This is a genomic window from Parazoarcus sp. PS-13 R2A (assembly GCF_057621855.1).
Genome location: NZ_JBYEXN010000013.1, coordinates 81,275 through 99,982, shown reverse-complemented (window position 1 = coordinate 99,982; position 18,708 = coordinate 81,275). Strand labels below are relative to the sequence as shown.

The 18,708-nt window shown below is 66.3% G+C and carries 19 protein-coding genes; 6 read left to right on the top strand and 13 right to left on the bottom strand.

Annotation, left to right across the window (positions count from 1 at the left end):
- Positions 1 to 20 precede the first annotated feature (20 nt).
- On the top strand, positions 21 to 1,133 hold the full coding sequence (gene zapE, locus AC22G6_RS13495; protein WP_487367199.1) for a cell division protein ZapE: 1,113 nt from the start codon (positions 21 to 23) through the stop codon (positions 1,131 to 1,133).
- A gap of 22 nt (positions 1,134 to 1,155) precedes the next feature.
- Here the strand turns inward: zapE and gspN are convergent, their stop codons facing one another.
- From gspN to AC22G6_RS13430, 13 genes are all read right to left on the bottom strand, one after another.
- Complete coding sequence (gene gspN / locus AC22G6_RS13490; protein WP_487367198.1) at positions 1,156 to 1,893, bottom strand: type II secretion system protein N; 738 nt, start codon at positions 1,891 to 1,893, stop codon at positions 1,156 to 1,158.
- Positions 1,890 to 2,402: a type II secretion system protein M gene (locus AC22G6_RS13485; protein ID WP_487367197.1), complete on the bottom strand. Its 513-nt coding sequence runs from the start codon at positions 2,400 to 2,402 to the stop codon at positions 1,890 to 1,892. Before AC22G6_RS13485 ends, gspN begins: the two co-directional genes overlap by 4 nt.
- A gap of 50 nt (positions 2,403 to 2,452) precedes the next feature.
- Positions 2,453 to 3,652 (bottom strand): type II secretion system protein GspL, encoded by a 1,200-nt coding sequence (gene gspL, locus AC22G6_RS13480; RefSeq protein ID WP_487367196.1) that lies wholly within the window; start codon positions 3,650 to 3,652, stop codon positions 2,453 to 2,455.
- Positions 3,649 to 4,572, bottom strand: a complete 924-nt coding sequence (gene gspK / locus AC22G6_RS13475) for a type II secretion system minor pseudopilin GspK (RefSeq protein ID WP_487367195.1) — start codon at positions 4,570 to 4,572, stop codon at positions 3,649 to 3,651. Before gspK ends, gspL begins: the two co-directional genes overlap by 4 nt.
- Positions 4,535 to 5,134 (bottom strand): type II secretion system minor pseudopilin GspJ, encoded by a 600-nt coding sequence (gene gspJ, locus AC22G6_RS13470; protein ID WP_487367194.1) that lies wholly within the window; start codon positions 5,132 to 5,134, stop codon positions 4,535 to 4,537. Before gspJ ends, gspK begins: the two co-directional genes overlap by 38 nt.
- Positions 5,131 to 5,523, bottom strand: coding sequence for a type II secretion system minor pseudopilin GspI (gspI, locus tag AC22G6_RS13465; protein WP_487367193.1), 393 nt, complete (start codon positions 5,521 to 5,523; stop codon positions 5,131 to 5,133). The genes gspJ and gspI overlap by 4 nt, the downstream gene beginning before the upstream one ends.
- Positions 5,520 to 6,044 (bottom strand): prepilin-type N-terminal cleavage/methylation domain-containing protein, encoded by a 525-nt coding sequence (locus tag AC22G6_RS13460; protein WP_487367192.1) that lies wholly within the window; start codon positions 6,042 to 6,044, stop codon positions 5,520 to 5,522. The genes gspI and AC22G6_RS13460 overlap by 4 nt, the downstream gene beginning before the upstream one ends.
- Positions 6,032 to 6,493 carry a type II secretion system major pseudopilin GspG gene (gspG, locus tag AC22G6_RS13455; protein ID WP_487367191.1) on the bottom strand — a complete coding sequence of 154 codons (462 nt, stop codon included), beginning with the start codon at positions 6,491 to 6,493 and terminating at the stop codon, positions 6,032 to 6,034. Before gspG ends, AC22G6_RS13460 begins: the two co-directional genes overlap by 13 nt.
- Before the next feature lie 5 nt (positions 6,494 to 6,498).
- Positions 6,499 to 7,701, bottom strand: coding sequence for a type II secretion system inner membrane protein GspF (gene gspF / locus AC22G6_RS13450; protein WP_487367190.1), 1,203 nt, complete (start codon positions 7,699 to 7,701; stop codon positions 6,499 to 6,501).
- 7 nt (positions 7,702 to 7,708) lie between these two features.
- Positions 7,709 to 9,178, bottom strand: coding sequence for a type II secretion system ATPase GspE (gene gspE, locus AC22G6_RS13445; protein ID WP_487367189.1), 1,470 nt, complete (start codon positions 9,176 to 9,178; stop codon positions 7,709 to 7,711).
- A 3-nt stretch (positions 9,179 to 9,181) separates the two neighbouring features.
- Positions 9,182 to 11,278 carry a type II secretion system secretin GspD gene (gene gspD / locus AC22G6_RS13440; RefSeq protein ID WP_487367188.1) on the bottom strand — a complete coding sequence of 699 codons (2,097 nt, stop codon included), beginning with the start codon at positions 11,276 to 11,278 and terminating at the stop codon, positions 9,182 to 9,184.
- A gap of 12 nt (positions 11,279 to 11,290) precedes the next feature.
- Positions 11,291 to 11,791, bottom strand: coding sequence for an alpha-1,2-mannosidase (locus AC22G6_RS13435; RefSeq protein ID WP_487367187.1), 501 nt, complete (start codon positions 11,789 to 11,791; stop codon positions 11,291 to 11,293).
- A gap of 207 nt (positions 11,792 to 11,998) precedes the next feature.
- Positions 11,999 to 13,924 (bottom strand): PhoX family protein, encoded by a 1,926-nt coding sequence (locus AC22G6_RS13430; protein WP_487367186.1) that lies wholly within the window; start codon positions 13,922 to 13,924, stop codon positions 11,999 to 12,001.
- A 248-nt stretch (positions 13,925 to 14,172) separates the two neighbouring features.
- On the opposite strand from AC22G6_RS13430, the gene yoaA reads away from it, so the two are divergent.
- The 5 genes from yoaA to moaE all read left to right on the top strand — a co-directional run bounded on the left by yoaA (position 14,173) and on the right by moaE (position 18,685).
- Positions 14,173 to 16,134 carry a DNA repair helicase YoaA gene (yoaA, locus tag AC22G6_RS13425; protein ID WP_487367185.1) on the top strand — a complete coding sequence of 654 codons (1,962 nt, stop codon included), beginning with the start codon at positions 14,173 to 14,175 and terminating at the stop codon, positions 16,132 to 16,134.
- Between the two features lie 111 nt (positions 16,135 to 16,245).
- A complete protein-coding gene (mobB, locus tag AC22G6_RS13420; protein WP_108951124.1) occupies positions 16,246 to 16,740 on the top strand; it encodes a molybdopterin-guanine dinucleotide biosynthesis protein B in 495 nt (164 codons plus the stop codon).
- The gene (locus AC22G6_RS13415) at positions 16,737 to 17,942 is read left to right on the top strand and encodes a molybdopterin molybdotransferase MoeA (protein ID WP_487367184.1); all 1,206 of its coding nucleotides are present in this window, start codon (positions 16,737 to 16,739) and stop codon (positions 17,940 to 17,942) included. The genes mobB and AC22G6_RS13415 overlap by 4 nt, the downstream gene beginning before the upstream one ends.
- Before the next feature lie 5 nt (positions 17,943 to 17,947).
- Positions 17,948 to 18,202: a molybdopterin converting factor subunit 1 gene (gene moaD / locus AC22G6_RS13410; RefSeq protein WP_487367183.1), complete on the top strand. Its 255-nt coding sequence runs from the start codon at positions 17,948 to 17,950 to the stop codon at positions 18,200 to 18,202.
- 3 nt (positions 18,203 to 18,205) lie between these two features.
- Positions 18,206 to 18,685 carry a molybdopterin synthase catalytic subunit MoaE gene (gene moaE / locus AC22G6_RS13405; RefSeq protein WP_108947764.1) on the top strand — a complete coding sequence of 160 codons (480 nt, stop codon included), beginning with the start codon at positions 18,206 to 18,208 and terminating at the stop codon, positions 18,683 to 18,685.
- Positions 18,686 to 18,708 lie beyond the last annotated feature (23 nt).

Here is an 18,708-nt window from a genome sequence, read left to right as displayed (position 1 = left end):
ATCATTAAGCGGTCACTTCAATGCCTCACCGTACCCTCAATGTTCCCGAACGAGGCATGCTCGATGCCTACGATGCGCAGCTCAAGGCGCGGGGATACAAATCCGACCCGGCGCAACGCGCTGCCGTTCAGCGCCTGCAGCAGCTCTACACCGAGCTGGTGACTTTCAAGGCCGCACGACGCACGGCCCTGCGCAAGGTGTTCGCGCGGCCGCGCATGCCGCGCAGCGTGTATTTCTGGGGTGGCGTGGGGCGTGGCAAGAGCTTTCTGATGGATTGCTTCTACGACTCGGTTCCGTATCAGCGCAAACGCAGGGTGCACTTCCATGCGTTCATGCAGGAAGTGCAGAACGACCTGAAGGATCACAATCAGGAAGCGGATCCGCTGCAGAAGGTTGCCGACCGTATCGCCCGGCAGACGCGTCTGCTGTGTTTCGACGAGTTCCACGTTTCCGACATTGCCGATGCAATGATTCTCGGCCGCTTGCTCGACGCCTTGTTCGCGCGTGGCGTGATCTTCGTTATGACCTCGAACTACCCGCCCGAGGGGCTGTACCCGAACGGTCTGATGCGGGTGAATTTCCTGCCCACCATCGAGATGATGAAGCGTCGCTTCGATGTGTTTGAAGTCGACCACGGCACCGATTATCGACTGCGCACGCTGGAGAAGATCGAGATCTATCTGGTGCCTGCCGACGAGGCAGCGGATCAGAAAATGCGCGACGACTTCAAGCGACTCGCAGCGACCGACGTCGTCCCGGGCGAGATCGAAGTCTTCGGCCGCAGCCTGCCCGTACTCGGAAGCGCAGCAGGCGTGATCTGGTTCGACTTCGCCACGCTGTGCCGTGGCAACCGCTCGCAGAACGACTATCTCGAGATTGCCCGCGAGCATCACACCTTGCTGCTCTCCGGTGTGCCACGGATGCGCGGTGGGGAGGCGTCCGAGGCGCGGCGTCTGACCTGGCTCATCGATGTGCTCTACGATCATCGGGTCAAGCTCATCATGAGCGCGGAGGTCGAAGCGCACGACCTGTATACCGAAGGGCACAACGCACATGAGTTCGTGCGTACCGTCAGTCGGCTGATGGAAATGCGGACCCGCGACTACCTCGCGGAACCGCACCGCGTGGAGTAAGCCGCACATGCATGCGGGTTCGTTACGGTGACCGGATCCGCAGGCGTGTGCCATCGCGTTGCGCGATGCTGTTGATCAGCGGTGCGAGGCGGTCGATGATGGCCGGCTTGCCATCCAGGGTCAGGTCAAGCGCCGGTGACAGTCCCGGACTCAGGTGGATGCGGCCACTGATCTGGAGCGGGCTGCCTGCTGTGCTTGATAGTTGCAGGCTCAGCGAGCTGCCGTCCGCGTCGACTTCGGCCCGGTAGTCACCCAGCCGGGGTTCGAGCAGGATGTCGGTGCTGGCTGCGCGCCAGCTCAGGGCGAAATTGCCGGTGCATACGCTTCGCCAATCGCATTCGAGACCCTTGCCGTCTGCCTCCAGCCATCCCCGCCAGCCAAAATGAAAGGCGGGGTGGGCCAGTGCCCTGAACAGGGGCTGCGCCGGCAAGGTGATTTCAAGCCCCTCCATTCGCCAGCCATCCAGGCCAAGTACGACGCGCGCGGCGGACTTCCCGTCGGCCTCCACGTCCCACGCGCCTTCACCGTGCAGCAGGGCAGGTGGGTCAAAACGCCATCCGAGCTTGAGCCAGGGCTTGAGGTGTTTGCCTTCGCCTGCTTGCGCAAGATAGCCCTGCCCATGCCACAGGCTGCCATCGGGCGATGCAAGCCGGACACGACCTTCGCTTGCCGATGCCAGTGCAGTGTCCAGCAACACGGACGGTGCGGCAGCGACGGTCACGCACAGGAGCGCAAGGACGAAGAGTGCAACCCGTTTCATCCGCCGTTCAGTCCCGCGTCGTCATACGCTTGCAGGACCACCTCGAACTGTCCGTCACCCCCGGGCGTTGTCTTCATGCGGATCGGGCGCAGGCGCAGGTCGGCCTGAATGCTTGCGAGCCAGTCCACCAGTGCGGGAAGTGTGGCGCTGCCTTTGACGACGACGCCTTCAGCGCTCGTCGCGGCAGAGACACGCAGTCCGCGCGCTTCCGCTGCAGTGCTTGTCGCAGCAACAAGTGCGGTGGATGAGACGGCGGTGACCGGAGGCAGCGCGCGCAGACGGGCGAGCTCGGCTGCGTCCTCCTGCATCCGCTCGAAGCTGGCCCGCGCAGCGGGCAGACGCAGGGCAAGGCGCTGCTGTTCAGACCACGTCCAGTCGAACACGGCCCACGCCGCGGCGAGCGGCAGGAGCAAGCCGGCCACCCGCATTAACTGACGTTCGCGCGGTGCGCGTGCTGCGAGCCACGCCTGAAGGGAGGCGTACAGGCGTGAGCGTGAGAGGCTGATCATGATCGGTCCTGAAGGTGTGTTTGCGGTTGCGGCGCTCAGGGCTGCGATGCTCAGGGCTGAGGTGCGGCGCTCAACAACAGGCTGCCTTCACGCGCCTGCGCATTGATGCCGTGCAGCGAGAGGCGGGTGAGCAGTACGCTGAGTTCGGTTTGGGGGGGCAGTGCGAGGCTTAGCGTGCCGGCTTCGTATGAGACCGTCAGCGGTGTCACGCCGGTGGCGGCAAGGTGGCCGTGCAGCAGCGCAAGCAGATCATCGGTGCCGAGCTGGCCCGCCTGCCTGCGCGCCCGGTCCAGTGCGCGGCCGAGCTGTGCCGCGGGCGCGACGGCCGGTGTGCCGGGCAAGGCTTGTTCAAACAGCCGCGCGCTGCGTGCTTCGAGTTCTGCCAGGGCCTGGCGCTGACCCAGAACTTGAGTGAGGTTGACGACGAACAGGGCGACTGCGCTGATGGCGACGATTGTTGCGGGCGCCCGAAACCGCTGCCACTGTGCGTCACGGCCCTGCCGTGAGGCGAATTCGCCGTGCAGCAGGTTACTGGCTGCATCGACGTGTTCCCACCAGTGCCAGGCCGGACCCGGTTCGATGCGCAGTGGCAGCGACGCAGTGGCGCCTGTATCGGGTGTGGTGCACGTGTCAGCGATACGGAGCTGCAGTGCTGCCGGAAACGCGGTGCTGGCGCGGCGACGCGAGAGCGCGATGGGCAGGGCAGATGACAGCGCAGCCAGTAACGCCTCAGGCGTGGAGCCGTCGAAAGCAATCGCCGGTTCAAGGCCCGGACGCAGGATGGCGCAGTGTGCGTCGATCGCCAACACCCAGTGTGCTTCCGCAGCCGGGACTGTTTCCAGCGCGCTGCAGAGGCGACGCAGCGGGCGGCCGATCTGCGCGAACTGGGCGAGGACCTGCGTCATGCGTGCGCGTGCGACGGTGATGACCCCGGTGCGATTCAGCTTGTCTTCGGGGTGGCTGTGGGTCACGGTCACATGCTGCGTGTCCGGATCGCCAACCAGATGCTCCTCAAGCGCATAGGACAGCAGACGTGGGCGCTCGCGTCGCGGGCTTGCGGGCAGCAGGACTTCAAGCCAGGTGCTCTGCGCGCCGGCGAGCACGCCCTCGCAGACATCCGCTGCCGGCCAGTGCGCGGGGCCGCTGTGGCCTTGTTGCACTACCGTGTTTGCTGCGTCGAGCAGAACCCAGTGGGTAGCCGGGTCGCGTGGCCAGTGTTCGTCGATGCGGATGAGCAGGCGTGTCGTCATGGGATGCGGTACCACAGGAGTTCGGGCCAGGGTTTCTGGCGATCGAGAAGGGCTTCGAGCCGGGTGACGGAGATGCCGTGACTGGCGTGTATCGTGACCAGGAAGTGGCGGCTGCTGACACTGGCGAGCTGCGCCGCAGGCGGTGTTGTGTCTTGCGGTAGCCGCGCGTTGAAGTCGGCCAGGTCGCGGAACCATGCGCGCTCACGTTCGGCAACCAGCACCCGGGCGAAGTCGATGCCGAGGCCCGGGACCAGGCTGGACAGAACCTCGGCCGCAGCCGTGTTCACATTCACGGGCGCCGGTGCCGGCACGGCGGTGACATAGGGTCTGAGCCGCGCCAGCAGCGCGTGATCGATGCCCGGAATGGAAGCCACTTCGTCGGCAACGACGAGTGCTGAGTGCGGGGCGTGGTCAGTGTCTCCACGCGGGGCTGTTGCGATCCATTCCGTCATTGCGATCACGCTTGCGCGCGCTGACTCGGGGGACGTGCCGAGCAGCTCCATCAGGCGCTGCAGTCGCGCGCCTGCCGCACTGCTGCGCAGGCCAGCGGGCGCGAGGTCGTTCAGGTTGAAGCGCCCCGAGAGATCGATGATCTCGCCTGCGATCGTCCCGTCTGCAGCGTCCTCGCCGAGTTGCGTCGGCGGAATCCTGATGGTCCAGTTTTCGCCTCCGTGATCCACATTGCTTTCCAGCATGTCCAGGGCGAGGACCTGGCGTGCCCAGTCAACTGCGGCGCGGGCGAGCTGGCGTGACTGTGCCTGATCGCGGCGGCCGGTGACCGCTTCGAGGCCGCGCCCGAAATCGGCCAGCGCAGCGGCGGCCAGCATCGCGGCAAAGGTGACCGTGAGCAGGGCGAGCACGACGGCGGCGCCGCGCTGACGCTCAGCGCAGCGCGAACAGGCGGGTAATCGTGCCGGCATCGGGCAGGTCCAGTTCGAGTTCGATCGCGGCAGGTAAGATGTCGCCCTTGCCGCCTGCGAGCGGCCAGTGCGTGCTTCGTGTTTGCGCGCTGCCCACGTCGGTGGTCAGGAAGTACCAGCGCACGGCCTGGACATCCTGTAGCAGGGGGTAGATCTCGGGTGCGCCAAGGGCTTCACGGTCGGGCCAGATCAGCCATTCGAGGCGGGTGTTGCTGAAGCGGAATCCGACCCGGCGCGCACCTTCTCCCTCGCCGCCGAGTGCGATCAGACGCAGCTCGCTGTCGGCTCCGTTTGCACTGCGCAGCAACGCCAGTGCCGGCGATGCCGTGCTGGTGGCGGGGAGCGCAGGCGCGGCGATCTGCAGGATCTCGAGTTCAATCAGGTGTATCGCACGCGCGATGCTGCGCCAGCGCTCGACCTCGCTGCTCACCCGTGCCTGTGTGTCGATCATCTGCGCCGTGGCGCGCCAGGTCAGCATGCCGAGCACCGAGAACAGGGCGAGGGCGACCAGCAGTTCGATCAGGGTCATGCCGCGCGCGGCTTTGCGCAGGGGTGTGCTCATTGCGGCACCCGGGTGATGTAGCCGGTGGCGCGGGCCAGGACATGGCCGCTTTCCGTGTCCATGACCTCGACGTCGATGCGGCGAAACGAGCGGTTCGATGCAGAGGCGATACGCTCGCGCCACTGAAACTCCAAGGGTCCCTGGCGCGTCCGCCCCTGGTGCACACCGGTAGCAGGAAAGCTCGCGCTGGCACGATATGCTGCGAGCCGGTCGTGGGCCACCCAGTCGGCGAGGGTGCGATCGCGCAGCTCGGCGCTTGCCAGTGCCGTGCTGCCCATGGCACGCAGCGCCGACACAAGGGCAATGGCGACAATGGCGAGGGCGACCAGGGTTTCGAGCAGCGTGAAGCCGCGTGCCGGCCGGGCTATCCGGTGTGTGGCAGCAGTCATCTCATCGCCTCGCCACGACGAATCCGAGTCACCTGGCCATTCGGCTGTCCGCGCAGCAGCTCGCTGCCGTGCCCGGTGAGCACAACGAGATCGAAGTGCGGCGCGCGGGCCCCGAAGATCAGGCGCCGGCGTTCCTGACCCGCGGGCTGGGTGTTCAGTGCGGGTACGCGCTGATGCACCTGCAGCGCGCCGAGACTGAGTGGATCGGGAAGCGTGCGCGGGGCGAAAAGCGGATCGTCGTCCACGACACGCCAGCGGCCATCCGCGTCTAGCTGGGCGAAGCGGTAGCCGTCGCTCAGAAACTCAACCGCGAGTGGGCGACCCTGGACCGCAGCACGTTCGGCTCCGGCTTCGAGCACGCTGCGCAGGCGTTCGACGGCAAGATCCGAGTCGTTGGCGCGGAAGCCGTCGATTGCCAGGCTGGCGCCGCCGGTAATGATGCCGGCAATCGCCAGCACCACCATCAGTTCGACGAGCGAAAAGCCGCGTGCGAGGTGGCGGGTGTGGATCAGAACTGCCACGACCCGATGTCTGCGTCGAAGCCTTCGCCGCCGGTCTTGCCGTCGGCACCGAAGCTCATGACGTCGACGTCGCCATTGATGCCCGGGTTGAGGTACTGGTAGTCACCGCCCCAGGGGTCGGCCGGCAGGCGCTCGAGATAGGGCTTCCAGTTATCGGGGATCGGCGTCGTGTCCGGCTTCCTGACCAGGGCCGAGAGTCCCTGCGACGCCGTGGGGTAACGCCGGTTGTCGAGACGATACAGTTTGAGCGCCTGCATGATGGAGGCGAGGTCCTGGCGGGCGGCAACCACGCGCGCTTCATCCGGCCGGCTCATGACGCGGGGCACGACAAGTGCGGCGAGCACACCGAGGATCACGATCACCACCATGACCTCGATCAGGGTGAAGCCGCGCTGGCGCAGTGCTTGCGGGCCGTTTGCGCGGCAGGACGGGGGGAGGGCTGTCTTCATGGTCTTCACTTCATCAGGGTGTTGATTTCGATGATCGGTTGCATCACCGCCAGCACGATCACCAGCACGACGCCGCCCATCGCCAGCAGCAGTGCGGGTTCGAGCAGGCTCGCGAGCACGGCGCCGCGGCTTTCGAGTTCCTGTTGCTGAAGGCGGGCGGCACGCGCCAGCAGTTCGTCGAGCCGGCCGGTGGTCTCGCCGCTGGCGATCATGTGCACCAGCAGCGGTGGAAAGGCGCGCGTGGCACCGAGCGCCCGCGCCAGGCTCTGTCCCTCGCGCACGCGGGCGGCAGCGGCCTCGACCGCATCGCGGATCGGCAGGCGCGCGATTACGCGGCCCCCGGCTTCGAGCGCGGTCAGCAGGGGCACGCCGCTGCCGGCGAGGATGGACAGCGTGCTGGCAAAGCGTGCGGCGTCGAGCGTGCGCAGGTGGCGGCCAACGACGGGAAGGGCGAGCAGGCGGGTCTCCCAGCGTCTGCGTACGGCGGTGTTGCGCAAGGCGAAATGAGCGCAGAGGCCGGCGCCGGCGAGCGCGAGCATCAGCAGCCAGCCCCAGTCGCGCAGAAGGTCAGAGACGGCGATCAGGCCGCGCGTAAGTGGCGGCAGCGCCTGTTTGGTCTGTGCGAATACGCCGACGACCTGGGGCACCACATGGGTCATCAGGCCGATCACCACCAGTAGGGCAACGGCGGCGACGATCAGCGGATAGAGCAGGGCCTGCATCGTCTTCTGCTGCAGTTGCCCGTGCTGCTCCAGATAGTCGGCAAGCTGGTTCATGACCTCGGCAAGTTCGCCCGACTTCTCGCCGGCCGCCACCGAGGCGCGGTAGATCGCGGGGAAGGCTGCGGGATAGCGGTCCAGCGCCGCGCGCAGGCTGTAGCCGGACAGGATCTCGGAGCGCAGTCCTGCAAGCAGCTGACGGGGACCTTCGTCCTCGGCCTGCTCGATCAGCGCGGCGAGCGCCTGTTCCACTGTGAGGCCTGCGGCGAGCAGGGTGGCCCATTGACGGGTGAGCAGCGCGAGCGCGCTGTCCTTGAGCCGGCGTGGCCGCCGGGCGCTGCCGGGTGCGGCGGATACGGTGACGACATCGAGCGGAAACAGCCCGCGCTCGCGCAGCAGGGTGCGCGCGGCACGGCCGCTCTCGGCCTCGATCACCCCCTGGGTGGATTGGCCGCTGGTATCGAGTGCGCTGTAGCGGAAGGCTGTCATCCGGGCCTCAGTCGCGGGTGGCGCGCAGCAGTTCTTCGACCGTGGTCGTACCGTCGGCGAGCAGTCGCAGGCCGTCCTCGCGCAGTCCGCGGGCGCCACCCTTGCGCGCATGGGTGCGCAGGGCGGCTTCGCCGGCGTCGTCATGGATCAGGCGGGCAGCCTCGACGTCCACCGTCAGCAACTCGTAGATGCCACTGCGGCGCTGATAGCCGGTATGCCCGCACTCGGCGCAGCCGCTGGCCTGCCACAGGGTCTCCGGGCAGTCGGAGCCGATCAGGGTGCGTTCGCTGTCGCTGGCAGACTGCGGACTGCGGCAGGTCGGGCACAGGCGCCGCACCAGTCGCTGCGCGAGCACGCCGCGGATGCTGGAAGCGAGCAGGAAAGGCTCGATGCCCATGTCGACCAGACGGGTGATGGCCGACGCCGCGTCGTTGGTGTGCAGCGTGGCGAGCACGAGGTGGCCGGTGAGGCTGGCCTGAACGGCGATGCGCGCGGTTTCGACGTCGCGGATCTCGCCGATCAGGATCACGTCCGGGTCCTGGCGCAGAATGGCGCGCAGGGCGCGGGCGAAGTCGAGTTCGATGCGCGGATTGACCTGGATCTGGGCGACGCCGGGGAGGTCGTATTCGACCGGGTCCTCGACGGTGACGATGTTCTGGCGCTCGCAGTCCATGGTCTGCAGTGCGGCGTACAGCGTGGTGCTCTTGCCCGAGCCGGTGGGGCCGGTGACGAGCAGGATGCCGTGAGGCTGCGTGAGCAGGTCCACGAAGCGCCCGCGAATGTCGTCCGCCATGCCGAGGCGTTCGAGCCCGATCAGCGCGTTGCCCTTGTCCAGCAGACGCAGCACCAGGCGCTCGCCGTGGGTGGTGGGCAGGGTGGAGACGCGCACGTCCACCTGGCGGCCTGCAAGCCGCAGCGTGATGCGGCCGTCCTGTGGCAGACGCTTCTCGGCGATGTCGAGGCTGGCCATGATCTTGATGCGCGAGGCCATCGCCGCATGCAGGCCACGGTGCGGGCGCGCGATGTCACGCAGCACGCCGTCGCGGCGCAGGCGCACCACCGAATGATGCTCGTAGGGTTCGATATGCACGTCCGAAGCCGCTTCGCGCACCGCCTGAGTCAGCAGCGCATTGATCATGCGGATCACTGGCGCATCGTCCTGCGATTCGAGCAGGTCTTCGACCGCGGGCAGTTCGGTCATCAGCTGCGCAAGATCGACCTCGAGCCCGACGTCGGCAACGATCTCGGCGGCACTGCCGTCTCCGGCGCTGTAGGTTTCCGCCAGATGCGTGTCGAAGCTCGCCTTTGGCACTGTCGCGAGCTGCAGCGGCAGGCCGAGATGACGACGCACCTCGGCCACTGCGGCGAGGCTGGCATCCTCGCGCAGCAGCACGTCGGCGTGTTCAGCGCCGATCGCGGTGACGAGCACGCCGTGGCGGCGGGCAAAGGCGTAGGGCAGGTTGGGATTCACGTTCATCGCCTAGTCGATGCGACGGACTTCGGCTTCCTCGACCGGTGCCGGCGCGGTGCGCGGAACCGCCGGGGCGGGGCTGCCGAAGGCGGGCAGCTCCGGCGTGCCGGGTTCGCCGCTCAGCAGATCGCGCTTGCTGGCGGAGGCGCGTTGTTCGCCGATCACATAGTCGTAGCGCGAGCGGGTGATGCCGGCGTAGTCCTCGCGCTCGCGCAGGATGACAGGACGCAGGAACACGACCAGGTTGGTCTTGGTGCGCTTGCGCGTGTCGTAGCGGAACAGGGCGCCGGCCACCGGGACGTCGCCCAGCAGCGGAATCTTCTCCTCTCCGCCGCTGTAGCTGTCCTCCACCAGTCCGCCGAGCGCGATGATGGCGCCGTCGTCGATCATGACCATGGATTCGATCGAGCGTTTGGTGGTGGTCGGCCCGTTGCCGGTGTCGGTGCTGGCGACCACGGCCGAGGCTTCCTGGTAGATCGCCAGGCGGATCGAGCCGCCTTCCGAGATCTGCGGCTTGACCTTGAGCGTGAGACCGACGTCCTTGCGCTCGATGGTCTGGAACGGGTTGCTGACGGTGCTGCCGGAGCCGGTGTTGGTGTATTGGCCGGTGACGAAGGGCACGTTGCGGCCGACGACGATCTTGGCCTCCTCGTTGTCGAGGGTGACGATGTTGGGCGTGGACAGGATGTTGGCGCTGACCTCGTTTTCGAGGAAGCGGGCAAGCATGCCGAGGCGGATGATCTCGCCAACACCGGGAATGGTTACCTTGCCGTTGCCTACGGCGAGTGTCAGGCCGTTGCCGGGCGTGGCCATGGTGCCACTTGCTGCGCCGGTGATGAGTTGCATGAGGTTGTTGCCGCCGCTGCTGAACGACGTGCCGCCGACAATGGCGGCGCTGCCGCTGTTGTCGCCCGCCGCCCACTGAATGCCGAATTCGGCAGCGCGCTCGGTCGAGATCTCGGCGATCAGGGCTTCGATGTATACCTGTGCGCGGCGGCGGTCGAGCTGGTCGATCACCACTCTCAGGTTGCGGTAGATGGCCTCAGGGGCGTTGATGATCAGCGCGTTGTTGACCGGGTCTGCCTGCACCACGCCGCCCGTGCCGGTGTCACTTCGCGTGCGCTTGTTCGTCGAACTGCTGCGCGAGGCCGACGCGGCGATGCCCATCGCGTCGCCGCCCGGTGCTGCGCTGGCGCTGCTCGCACCCGTGCTGCTCAGCATGGCGCTGCCCTGTGTATCGGTGACGCCGCTGCCGCTCAGCGTGGCATTGAGCGTGTCGGCGACCTGCGTGGCGTCAGCGTTCTTCAGGTAAACCACATGGATGTTGCCTGCGGCGCCGGGGCGGTCGAGGCTTGCCACGAGCTGGCGTACCGCGGAGATGCGGCTGGGCGTGTCGGCGCGCACCAGCAGGCTGTTGCTGTTGGGTTCGGCGAGGATCTGCACGGCGCCGGTGCCGCCGGCCGCTGCGCCGCGTTCGGCGAGGAGGCGTGACAGCAGGGGCGCGAGGTCGACGGCCGCAGCGTGGCGCAGTTCGATGACGCCGAGGTCGCCCTGCACGACGTCGAGCGATTCGATGACGCTGGCGATGCGGGCAATGTTGCCGGCGTAATCGGTGACCACGAGCACGTTGTTCGCGGGAAACGCGCTCACCGAATTGTTCGGCGCAACCAGCGGGCGAATGACCGACACCATCTGCGCTGCCGACTCATGACGGAGTGCGAAGACCTGTGTCACCAGGCGATCGCCCCCGGCTGCTGCGACGTTTCTGCCCACCGGAACGGCATGCAGTTTGGCATCGGCCTCGGGGACGATCTTGGTTACCCCTTTGTCCTCGACGGCGGTATAGCCCTGCAGGCGCAGGGCCGAGAGCAGGATCTGATACGCAAGCTCGCGTGCCACCGGCGTGTTGGTGACGATGTTGATCTTGCCCTTTACCCGGGGATCGACAAGGAAGTTCGTGCCGGAGAGCTTGCCGATCGCCTGAATGACCGCATCGATGTCGGCGTTCTGGAAGTTGAGCGACACCGGGTCGTCGGCTGCGAACAATGGCAAGGGCAGAAAGGCGGCAAGCAGGACGAGACGACGCAGGCGGGAGACAAGCAGCATGGTGGTTTGGGTTCAATCCGTTGAGATGGCATCGGTGCGGGTGTCGCTGGTGGCGACGGGCGAGATCGTGCTGTCCGCCCCTGTCATGCGCAGCGCCACGGTGCGTCCGTCCGCAGCGAGTTCGATGCGGTCGGGCAGGATTCGCACCAGGCGCAGCCCGTCTGCCAGCGTTTCGTCCTGCAGGAGTGCAAGTGTTTCTCCGTCTGGTCTGCGCAGCAGGGCGAAGCCCGGTCGCTGGCCGAAGCCGGTCGCGAGCCCGATCAGCTGATAGTCGGTGTGCACTTGCGCGCGGGGCGCGGGTTCGCTTTCGCCGCTGCCGAGCGCACGCACGATGTCGCGCGCCGCGCTTCTGGGGTCTGCGGTGTGCGACGGCAGTGCGCTGACCGGCTCGGGCGCGGTGAGTTGCCAGAAGAGCGTCGCGCACGTCCACGCCGCGACACTCAGCGCAAGGCCCCAGGCCAGTGCAGGCAGCCAGGCCTCAAGGCGACGGACGATGGCGGGCAGGGAGATCATTGCGATGAATGAGGCTGCCGGGCTTGCAGCAGGGTGGAGCAAGCACATGAAGGCATGGGTTGAGAGCGGGTTGAGAGTGGATCGAGACCGGGGGGTATCGGGCTCGGGTTCAGGAGTGCAGGAATACCCGGCGCTGCATCCCCTTACTCGGGAATGCAGCGCCGGGCTCGGTCCTTGCCCGCAGAGGCAAGGGCGGGGCTGGAACGATCAGGTGCCGATCACGCCACCGTCGTTCTTGGTGATGATGATCGTGGCCGAACGCGGGCGTGCGCTGCCGCCTTCCGGCCAGTTGCTGTTGCCGCCTTCACCCGGATGCTGGATGTTGATGAACATCGTCTTGCTGTCCGGGGTGAAGGTGACGCCGGTGATCTCGCACTCCTTCGGGCCGGTGAAGAAGCGGCGGATCTCCTTGGTCGTGGGGTCGGCGCACAGCATCTGGTTGTTGCCCTGGCCAGCGTACTCGCCGCTGTTGCTGTAGTTGCCGTCGGTCTGGATCCACAGGCGGCCGACGTCGTCGAAGGCAAGGCCGTCCGGGCTGTTGAAGGTGTTATCGACGGTGACATTGTCCGAGCCCGACTTGAGGTTGCTGCGATCGGGGTAGACGTTCGGATTGCCGGCCAGTACGAAGATGTCCCACTCGAAGGTCAGTGCGGCTGCGTCGCCACCGGTTTCGCGCCAGCGCACGATCTGGCCGTAGCGGTTGGCGGTACGGGGGTTGGCGTCGTCGGTGACGGAGCGGCCCGAGTTGTTGGTCAGGGTTGCATAGACTTCGCCGGTGCTCGGATGAACGGTGACCCATTCCGGGCGATCCATCTTGGTGGCGCCGACAGCGTCTGCAGCAAGGCGGGTATGAATCAGCACTTCGGCCTGGCTGGCAAAGCTTGAATCGGCGGCCAGGGTGGCATTGGCCGTCTTGTCGAGCAGGATCCACTCGCCATTGCCCATGAAGTCGCCCGTGGTCGAGCCATCGTTGAAGCGGGCAACATAGAGCTTGCCCGAGTCCAGCAGGTTGGCGTTGGCGCGGTCGTTGCCCTTGGTGTAGACACCATCGGATACGAACTTGTAGATGTAGTCGTTGGCCTGGTCGTCACCCATGTACACCACGACATGATTGTCGGGGGTCAGGGTGTAGGCAGCGTTCTCATGCTTGATGCGACCGAGTGCGGTGCGCTTCTTCGGTGTCGAATGACGGTCGAAGGGGTCGATCTCCACGATCCAGCCGAAACGGTTCGATTCGTTGGGCTCCTTTGCGTAATCGAAACGGTCGATGTATTCCTCCCAGCCGTAGCCGGTGGTCTGACCGCTGACGCCATAGCGCTTCTGCGCAGTCGTGCGCGTGTCGCTGCCGCTGCGGGTGCCGAAGTACTGGTTGAAATTTTCTTCACAGGTCAGGTAGGTGCCCCACGGCGTGTAACCGTTGCCGCAGTTGTTCAGCGTGCCGCGAACCAGGGTGCCCGACGCATCGGCGCTGGTCTTCATCAGCGCGTCGCCTGCAGCAGGGCCGGTGATCAGCATCGGCGTGTCGCCGGTGATGCGACGGTTGTACTGGGAGTCGATGACGATCTCCCACTTGCCGCTCTTGAGCTTGATGTGGATGACCGATACGCCGTGGGCGTGGATGGCCTTGTACGCATCGTCAGCGCTGTTCGACACGCCATCGGCAAACAGGTGGCGAGTGTTCACGTATTCGTGGTTCATCACCAGCAGGCCTTCCTTGCTGCCGTTGAGCGCAAAGTAGTGGATGCCGTCGTGGTTGTCGCCGACCTGACGTGCCTGCGCTGCGGCATCGTCGCTGGCGTCGCTGGCCCAGGTCGAGCCTGCGCCGGTGGAAAAGAGCGGCGTGCCCCACGGCGCGAACACGGTTGCCGTGTAACCCGGGGCGACGGCGACGCTGTCGTCGGTCGACGTCGGGATGGCGGTGAAGCCGAGGAGCGGGCCAGCCGGCGGCTTGGGATTGACCTCGATGATGCAGCCGCTCAGACCGCCTGACATGAAGGCTGCGGCCGACAGGCCGAGACCGGTCTTGAAAAAGCCACGGCGGCTGACGGCGCGATTTACGACCGACTGGAAGTGTTCGTTGCTGGAGGTATTGGTCGGCAGGTCTTCGGAATCGAGCGGCGTTGACTGAGACATTCGGGTTCTCCGGGGGGATAAGAGATCCGGATTCTGGGCACGACATATTGCAATGGCGTGAAACGGAGCGCGGCGACCTCATCCGCGCCCCAATTAGTGTGTCTGGCGCCTGGCGATGCCGTGTCTGCGCGACGGTCCCGGCGCCCGGGGACATGATCGAGTCTGCTCCACATTCGTGCGATTACGCGTGTGCCAACGGGCACCGGGCAGGGCGCTTGGCTTAGAATGCCGCTTTGCCTGCGCTTTTCATGACCGACTTCGCCCATCTCTTTTCGTCCGATGGCCCGCTGGTGCAGGCGATTCCCGGCTATCGCCCGCGCCCGCAGCAGGTCGAGATGGCGCAGAAGATCGGTGAGGCCATTCGTGGCAACCGGGTGCTGGTGGCCGAAGCGGGCACCGGAACGGGCAAGACCTTCGCCTATCTCGTGCCGGCACTGATGTCGGGCGGCAAGGTGATCGTGTCCACCGGAACGAAGACGTTGCAGGATCAGCTCTTCAATCGCGACCTGCCCACGGTGCGGGCCGCGCTCAAGGTGCCGGTGTCGATTGCGCTGCTCAAGGGGCGCGCCAATTACGTGTGCCATTACCACCTCGAGCGTAACGAGCGCGACGGGCGCTTCCAGACGCCGCAGGACGCGGCCGACCTGCGCGCCATCTCGCGCTTTGCCCGCGTCACCCAGAGCGGCGACAAGGCCGAATGCACCGATGTGCGAGAAGACTCCGCAGCGTGGATCGCGGCGACCTCCACCCGCGACAACTGCCTCGGACAGGACTGCCCGCAGGTGAAGGAGTGCTTCGTCATGCAGGCACGACGCACTGCAATGGAGGCCGATGTGGTGGTGGTGAACCATCACCTCTTCTTTGCCGACGTGATGCTGCGCGACGAAGGCATGGGCGAATTGCTGCCTGCCTGCAATGCCGTGATCTTCGACGAGGCACACCAGCTGCCCGAGACGGCCAGCCTGTTCTTTGGCGAGACGGTGTCGACTTCACAGGTGCTGGAGCTGGCGCGCGATACGCGCTCGGAGACCGTATCCGGCGCACGCGACTGCATCGCCCTGATCGACGAGACGCGGGCGCTCGAGAAGGCGGCACGTGACCTGCGACTGGTGTTCGGCCCTGAGAGCACCCGTATGGCTGCGGCGCAGGCGGCAGAGAAGGAAGACTTCACCGCGCAGGTGGATGCGCTGGCAGCGGCGCTCGACAAGATGGAGGCGGTGCTCGACACCCAGGCCGAACGCTCGGAAGGGCTCGCGAACTGCTTGCGCCGTGCGCAGGAGATGAGCGAGCGGCTGCGGCGCTGGCTCAGCCCTGACGAGAAGGACCTGATCCGCTGGGTGGAGATCTTTGCCCAGTCGCTGGCGCTCAATGCCACGCCGCTGCATGTGTCCGATGTCTTCAAGCGTCAGCTCGAGGCACAGCCGCGGGCCTGGGTGTTTACCTCGGCCACGCTCGCGGTGGGCAAGGCTGACTTCGGTCACTACAACCGCGAGCTCGGGCTGGCCTGGATGGACCCGCCGCCGATAACCGCGGTCTGGGGCAGCCCCTTCGACTACGCCACTCAGGCGCTCCTGTATGCGCCGCAAGGCATGCCCGACCCCAACTCGCCCGACTACATCGAGGCGGTTGCCCGTACCGCGCTGCCGCTGATCCGCGCCGCGCGCGGGCGTGCTTTCGTGCTGTGCACCTCCCTGCGCGCGATGCGCCGGGTGCACGAGCTGATCGCGGACGGGCTGCAGCAGGCCAATGATCCGCTGCCATTGCTGCTGCAGGGTGAAGGGTCACGCACCGAACTGCTGGACCGTTTCCGCAAGCTCGGCAATGCGGTGCTGGTGGCCAGCCAGAGCTTCTGGGAAGGCGTCGACGTGCCCGGCGACGCGCTCTCGCTGGTGGTGATCGACAAGCTGCCCTTTGCGCCGCCTGACGATCCGGTGCTTGCCGCCCGCGTCGAGCACATGCAGCGTCAGGGCTTGAGCCCCTTCATTCACCATCAGTTGCCACGTGCGGTCATCAGCATGAAGCAGGGCGCCGGGCGGCTGATCCGTACCGAGCGTGACAGCGGCGTGCTGTGCATCTGCGACCCGCGCATGATCGAGAAGTCCTACGGCAAGGTGGTGTGGCGCAGCCTGCCGCCGATGCGCAGGACCCGTGTCGAGGGCGAGGCGGTCGCCTTTCTCGAAAACCTGCCTCCACCGCGAAGTGCCGACTGAATCCGGCTGCGCCGCACACCGGCACAGCCTGTTCGCGATCAAGTCCGGCCTGTGCCGGCTTGTTGTATGCTCTTCGTCCCGAACAACGAGACGTCGGTCAGACGCACGATGATGAAAGTATTTGGTATTGCCGGCTGGTCCGGCTCGGGCAAGACCACGCTGGTGGAGAAGCTGATCCCCGAGATCACCTCCCGCGGTCTGCGCGTATCGGTGATCAAGCACGCCCACCATGGTTTCGATCTCGACCGCCCGGGCAAGGACTCGTATCGACATCGCGAGGCGGGCGCCACCCAGGTGCTGATGCTGTCCAACGATCGCTGGGTGCTGATGCATGAACTGCGCGGGCGTGCCGAGCCGACGCTCGAGGAGCAGTTGCGCCTGCTCGCGCCCTGCGACGTGGTTCTGATCGAGGGTTACAAGGCCGCGGCCGTGCCCAAGATCGAGATTCACCGCCCGGCGCACGGCAAGCCGCCCTTGTGGCCGGAGAATCCGCATGTGGTGGCGGTGGCCAGCGATGCCGATATCGACTGCCCGATGCCGCGCCTGCCCCTGAACGATCCGGCGGTCGTGGTTCAATTCATTCTTGATTATCCGGAAGCCTCATGAACGCCAATATGCTCAGTTTTGATGAAGCGCTCGGCCGCATTGTCGGCTACGCACGACCGGTGCACGAGATCGACGAGATCGACACCATGATGGCCGCCGGCCGGGTGCTCGCCGTTGCGCAGCATTCGCCGATCTGCCAGCCGCCGATGGACAACTCCGCCATGGACGGCTATGCGCTGCGCGTGGCCGATGTGCCTGCGCCGGGCACGCGCCTGCCGGTGAGCCAGCGCATTCCGGCGGGCTCGGTGGGGACGACGCTCGAGCCCGGCACAGCTGCGCGCATCTTTACCGGCGCGCCACTGCCCGACGGGGCGGACGCGGTCGTGATGCAGGAGTTGTGCGAACACGACGGCGACTCGGTCATCGTCAATCACGCGCCAAAGTTTGGCGAAGCCGTGCGTCGTGCCGGCGAAGACGTCGCGCTCGGTGCCGAAGTGCTGGCCGCAGGTACGCGCCTGCGTCCGCAGGATCTGGCGCTGGCCGCATCCGTGGGCCTGGCCCGCTTGCCGGTGCTGCGACGGATGAAGGTCGCGGTGTTTTCGACCGGCAGCGAGCTGGTGATGCCCGGCCAGCCCCTGCCGCCGGGTGGCATCTACAATTCCAACCGCTTCATGCTGCGCGCGCTGCTGAGCCAGCTCGGGTGCGAGGTCGTTGATCTCGGCATCGTGCCGGACAATCTTGATGCCACGCGCAAGGTCTTGCGCGAGGCGGCCCACGGTAATGATCTGATCGTCACCAGTGGCGGCGTGTCGGTGGGCGAGGAGGATCACGTCAAGCCTGCGGTCGAGGCCGAAGGCAGCCTGGACATGTGGAAGATCGCGATGAAGCCGGGCAAGCCGCTGGCCTACGGTCGGGTGCATGGCGCGGCCTTCATCGGTCTGCCGGGCAATCCGGTGTCGAGCTTCGTCACCTTCCTGCTGATGGTGCGGCCATTCATTCTTGCCACGCAGGGGGTGAGCGAAGTCGCGTCGCAGGATGTGACGCTTACTGCGGCCTTTGACTGGACCCGCCCCGACCGCCGGCGTGAGTTCCTGCGCGCACGCATGACCAGCGAGGGCACGGTCGAACTGTTTGCCAACCAGGGCGCTGCGGCGCTCAATTCAACGACCTGGGCCAATGGTCTGGTCGATATTCCGGCGGACACGAAGATCGCGCGTGGCGAAAAGGTCCGTTTCCTGCCTTACGGCGATTTGCTATGGTGAGTTCCATGAAAGTGAGAATTCTCTATTTCGCCAGCCTTCGCGAGGCCGTGGGCCGCGCCAGCGAGGAGCTCGACGTGCCCGCAGATGTTGGCACGCTTGGGGCCTTGCGCGCGTTTCTGGCCGCACGCGGAGAGGGCTGGGAGGCGCTTGGTGTGGGGCGCAATGTGCGGGCGGCGCTCAACCAGCGCATGTCGGGGGCGGACACAGCACTGTCCGCGGGTGACGAGGTGGCGTTCTTTCCACCGGTTACCGGAGGCTGAGCCATGAGCGTGAGCGTGCAGGAGGCAGATTTCGATACGGGGGCAGAGATTGCCGCGTTGTCGGCCGGGCGCCCGGAAGTGGGGGCCGTCGCGAGTTTCGTCGGGCTGGTGCGCGACATTAGCGAGGGGAGCGAAGTGTCGGCGATGACGCTGGAGCATTATCCCGGCATGACCGAGCAGGCGCTGGAAGATATCGTGGCCGAAGCCAGGCGGCGCTGGAAGCTGCATGGCGTGCGTGTGATTCACCGCTACGGGCCCTTGTTGCCCGGAGACCAGATCGTGTTTGTCGGCGTTGCCGGCGAACATCGGGGCGAATCCTTCGAGGCCTGCGCCTTCATCATGGATTACCTCAAGACCCGGGCGCCGTTCTGGAAACGGGAGGAAACGCCGGAAGGGGCGCGCTGGGTGGATGCGCGCGAGAGCGATGACTCTGCTGCCGAGCGCTGGTCCGAAGACTGGGACGAAATCGAGCAGCGCCGTTGAGGCGGTGTGCAGTGTGATGTGAT

Bases quoted from the DNA above. Each gene is read 5' to 3' on its own strand.
- zapE (WP_487367199.1), top strand. From the start codon at position 21: ATGCCTCACCGTACCCTCAATGTTCCCGAACGAGGCATGCTCGATGCC.
- gspN (WP_487367198.1), bottom strand. From the start codon at position 1,893: ATGAAACGGGTTGCACTCTTCGTCCTTGCGCTCCTGTGCGTGACCGTC.
- AC22G6_RS13485 (WP_487367197.1), bottom strand. From the start codon at position 2,402: ATGATCAGCCTCTCACGCTCACGCCTGTACGCCTCCCTTCAGGCGTGG.
- gspL (WP_487367196.1), bottom strand. From the start codon at position 3,652: ATGACGACACGCCTGCTCATCCGCATCGACGAACACTGGCCACGCGAC.
- gspK (WP_487367195.1), bottom strand. From the start codon at position 4,572: ATGCCGGCACGATTACCCGCCTGTTCGCGCTGCGCTGAGCGTCAGCGC.
- gspJ (WP_487367194.1), bottom strand. From the start codon at position 5,134: ATGAGCACACCCCTGCGCAAAGCCGCGCGCGGCATGACCCTGATCGAA.
- gspI (WP_487367193.1), bottom strand. From the start codon at position 5,523: ATGACTGCTGCCACACACCGGATAGCCCGGCCGGCACGCGGCTTCACG.
- gspG (WP_487367191.1), bottom strand. From the start codon at position 6,493: ATGAAGACAGCCCTCCCCCCGTCCTGCCGCGCAAACGGCCCGCAAGCA.
- gspF (WP_487367190.1), bottom strand. From the start codon at position 7,701: ATGACAGCCTTCCGCTACAGCGCACTCGATACCAGCGGCCAATCCACC.
- gspE (WP_487367189.1), bottom strand. From the start codon at position 9,178: ATGAACGTGAATCCCAACCTGCCCTACGCCTTTGCCCGCCGCCACGGC.
- gspD (WP_487367188.1), bottom strand. From the start codon at position 11,278: ATGCTGCTTGTCTCCCGCCTGCGTCGTCTCGTCCTGCTTGCCGCCTTT.
- AC22G6_RS13435 (WP_487367187.1), bottom strand. From the start codon at position 11,791: ATGATCTCCCTGCCCGCCATCGTCCGTCGCCTTGAGGCCTGGCTGCCT.
- AC22G6_RS13430 (WP_487367186.1), bottom strand. From the start codon at position 13,924: ATGTCTCAGTCAACGCCGCTCGATTCCGAAGACCTGCCGACCAATACC.
- yoaA (WP_487367185.1), top strand. From the start codon at position 14,173: ATGACCGACTTCGCCCATCTCTTTTCGTCCGATGGCCCGCTGGTGCAG.
- mobB (WP_108951124.1), top strand. From the start codon at position 16,246: ATGAAAGTATTTGGTATTGCCGGCTGGTCCGGCTCGGGCAAGACCACG.
- AC22G6_RS13415 (WP_487367184.1), top strand. From the start codon at position 16,737: ATGAACGCCAATATGCTCAGTTTTGATGAAGCGCTCGGCCGCATTGTC.
- moaD (WP_487367183.1), top strand. From the start codon at position 17,948: ATGAAAGTGAGAATTCTCTATTTCGCCAGCCTTCGCGAGGCCGTGGGC.
- moaE (WP_108947764.1), top strand. From the start codon at position 18,206: ATGAGCGTGAGCGTGCAGGAGGCAGATTTCGATACGGGGGCAGAGATT.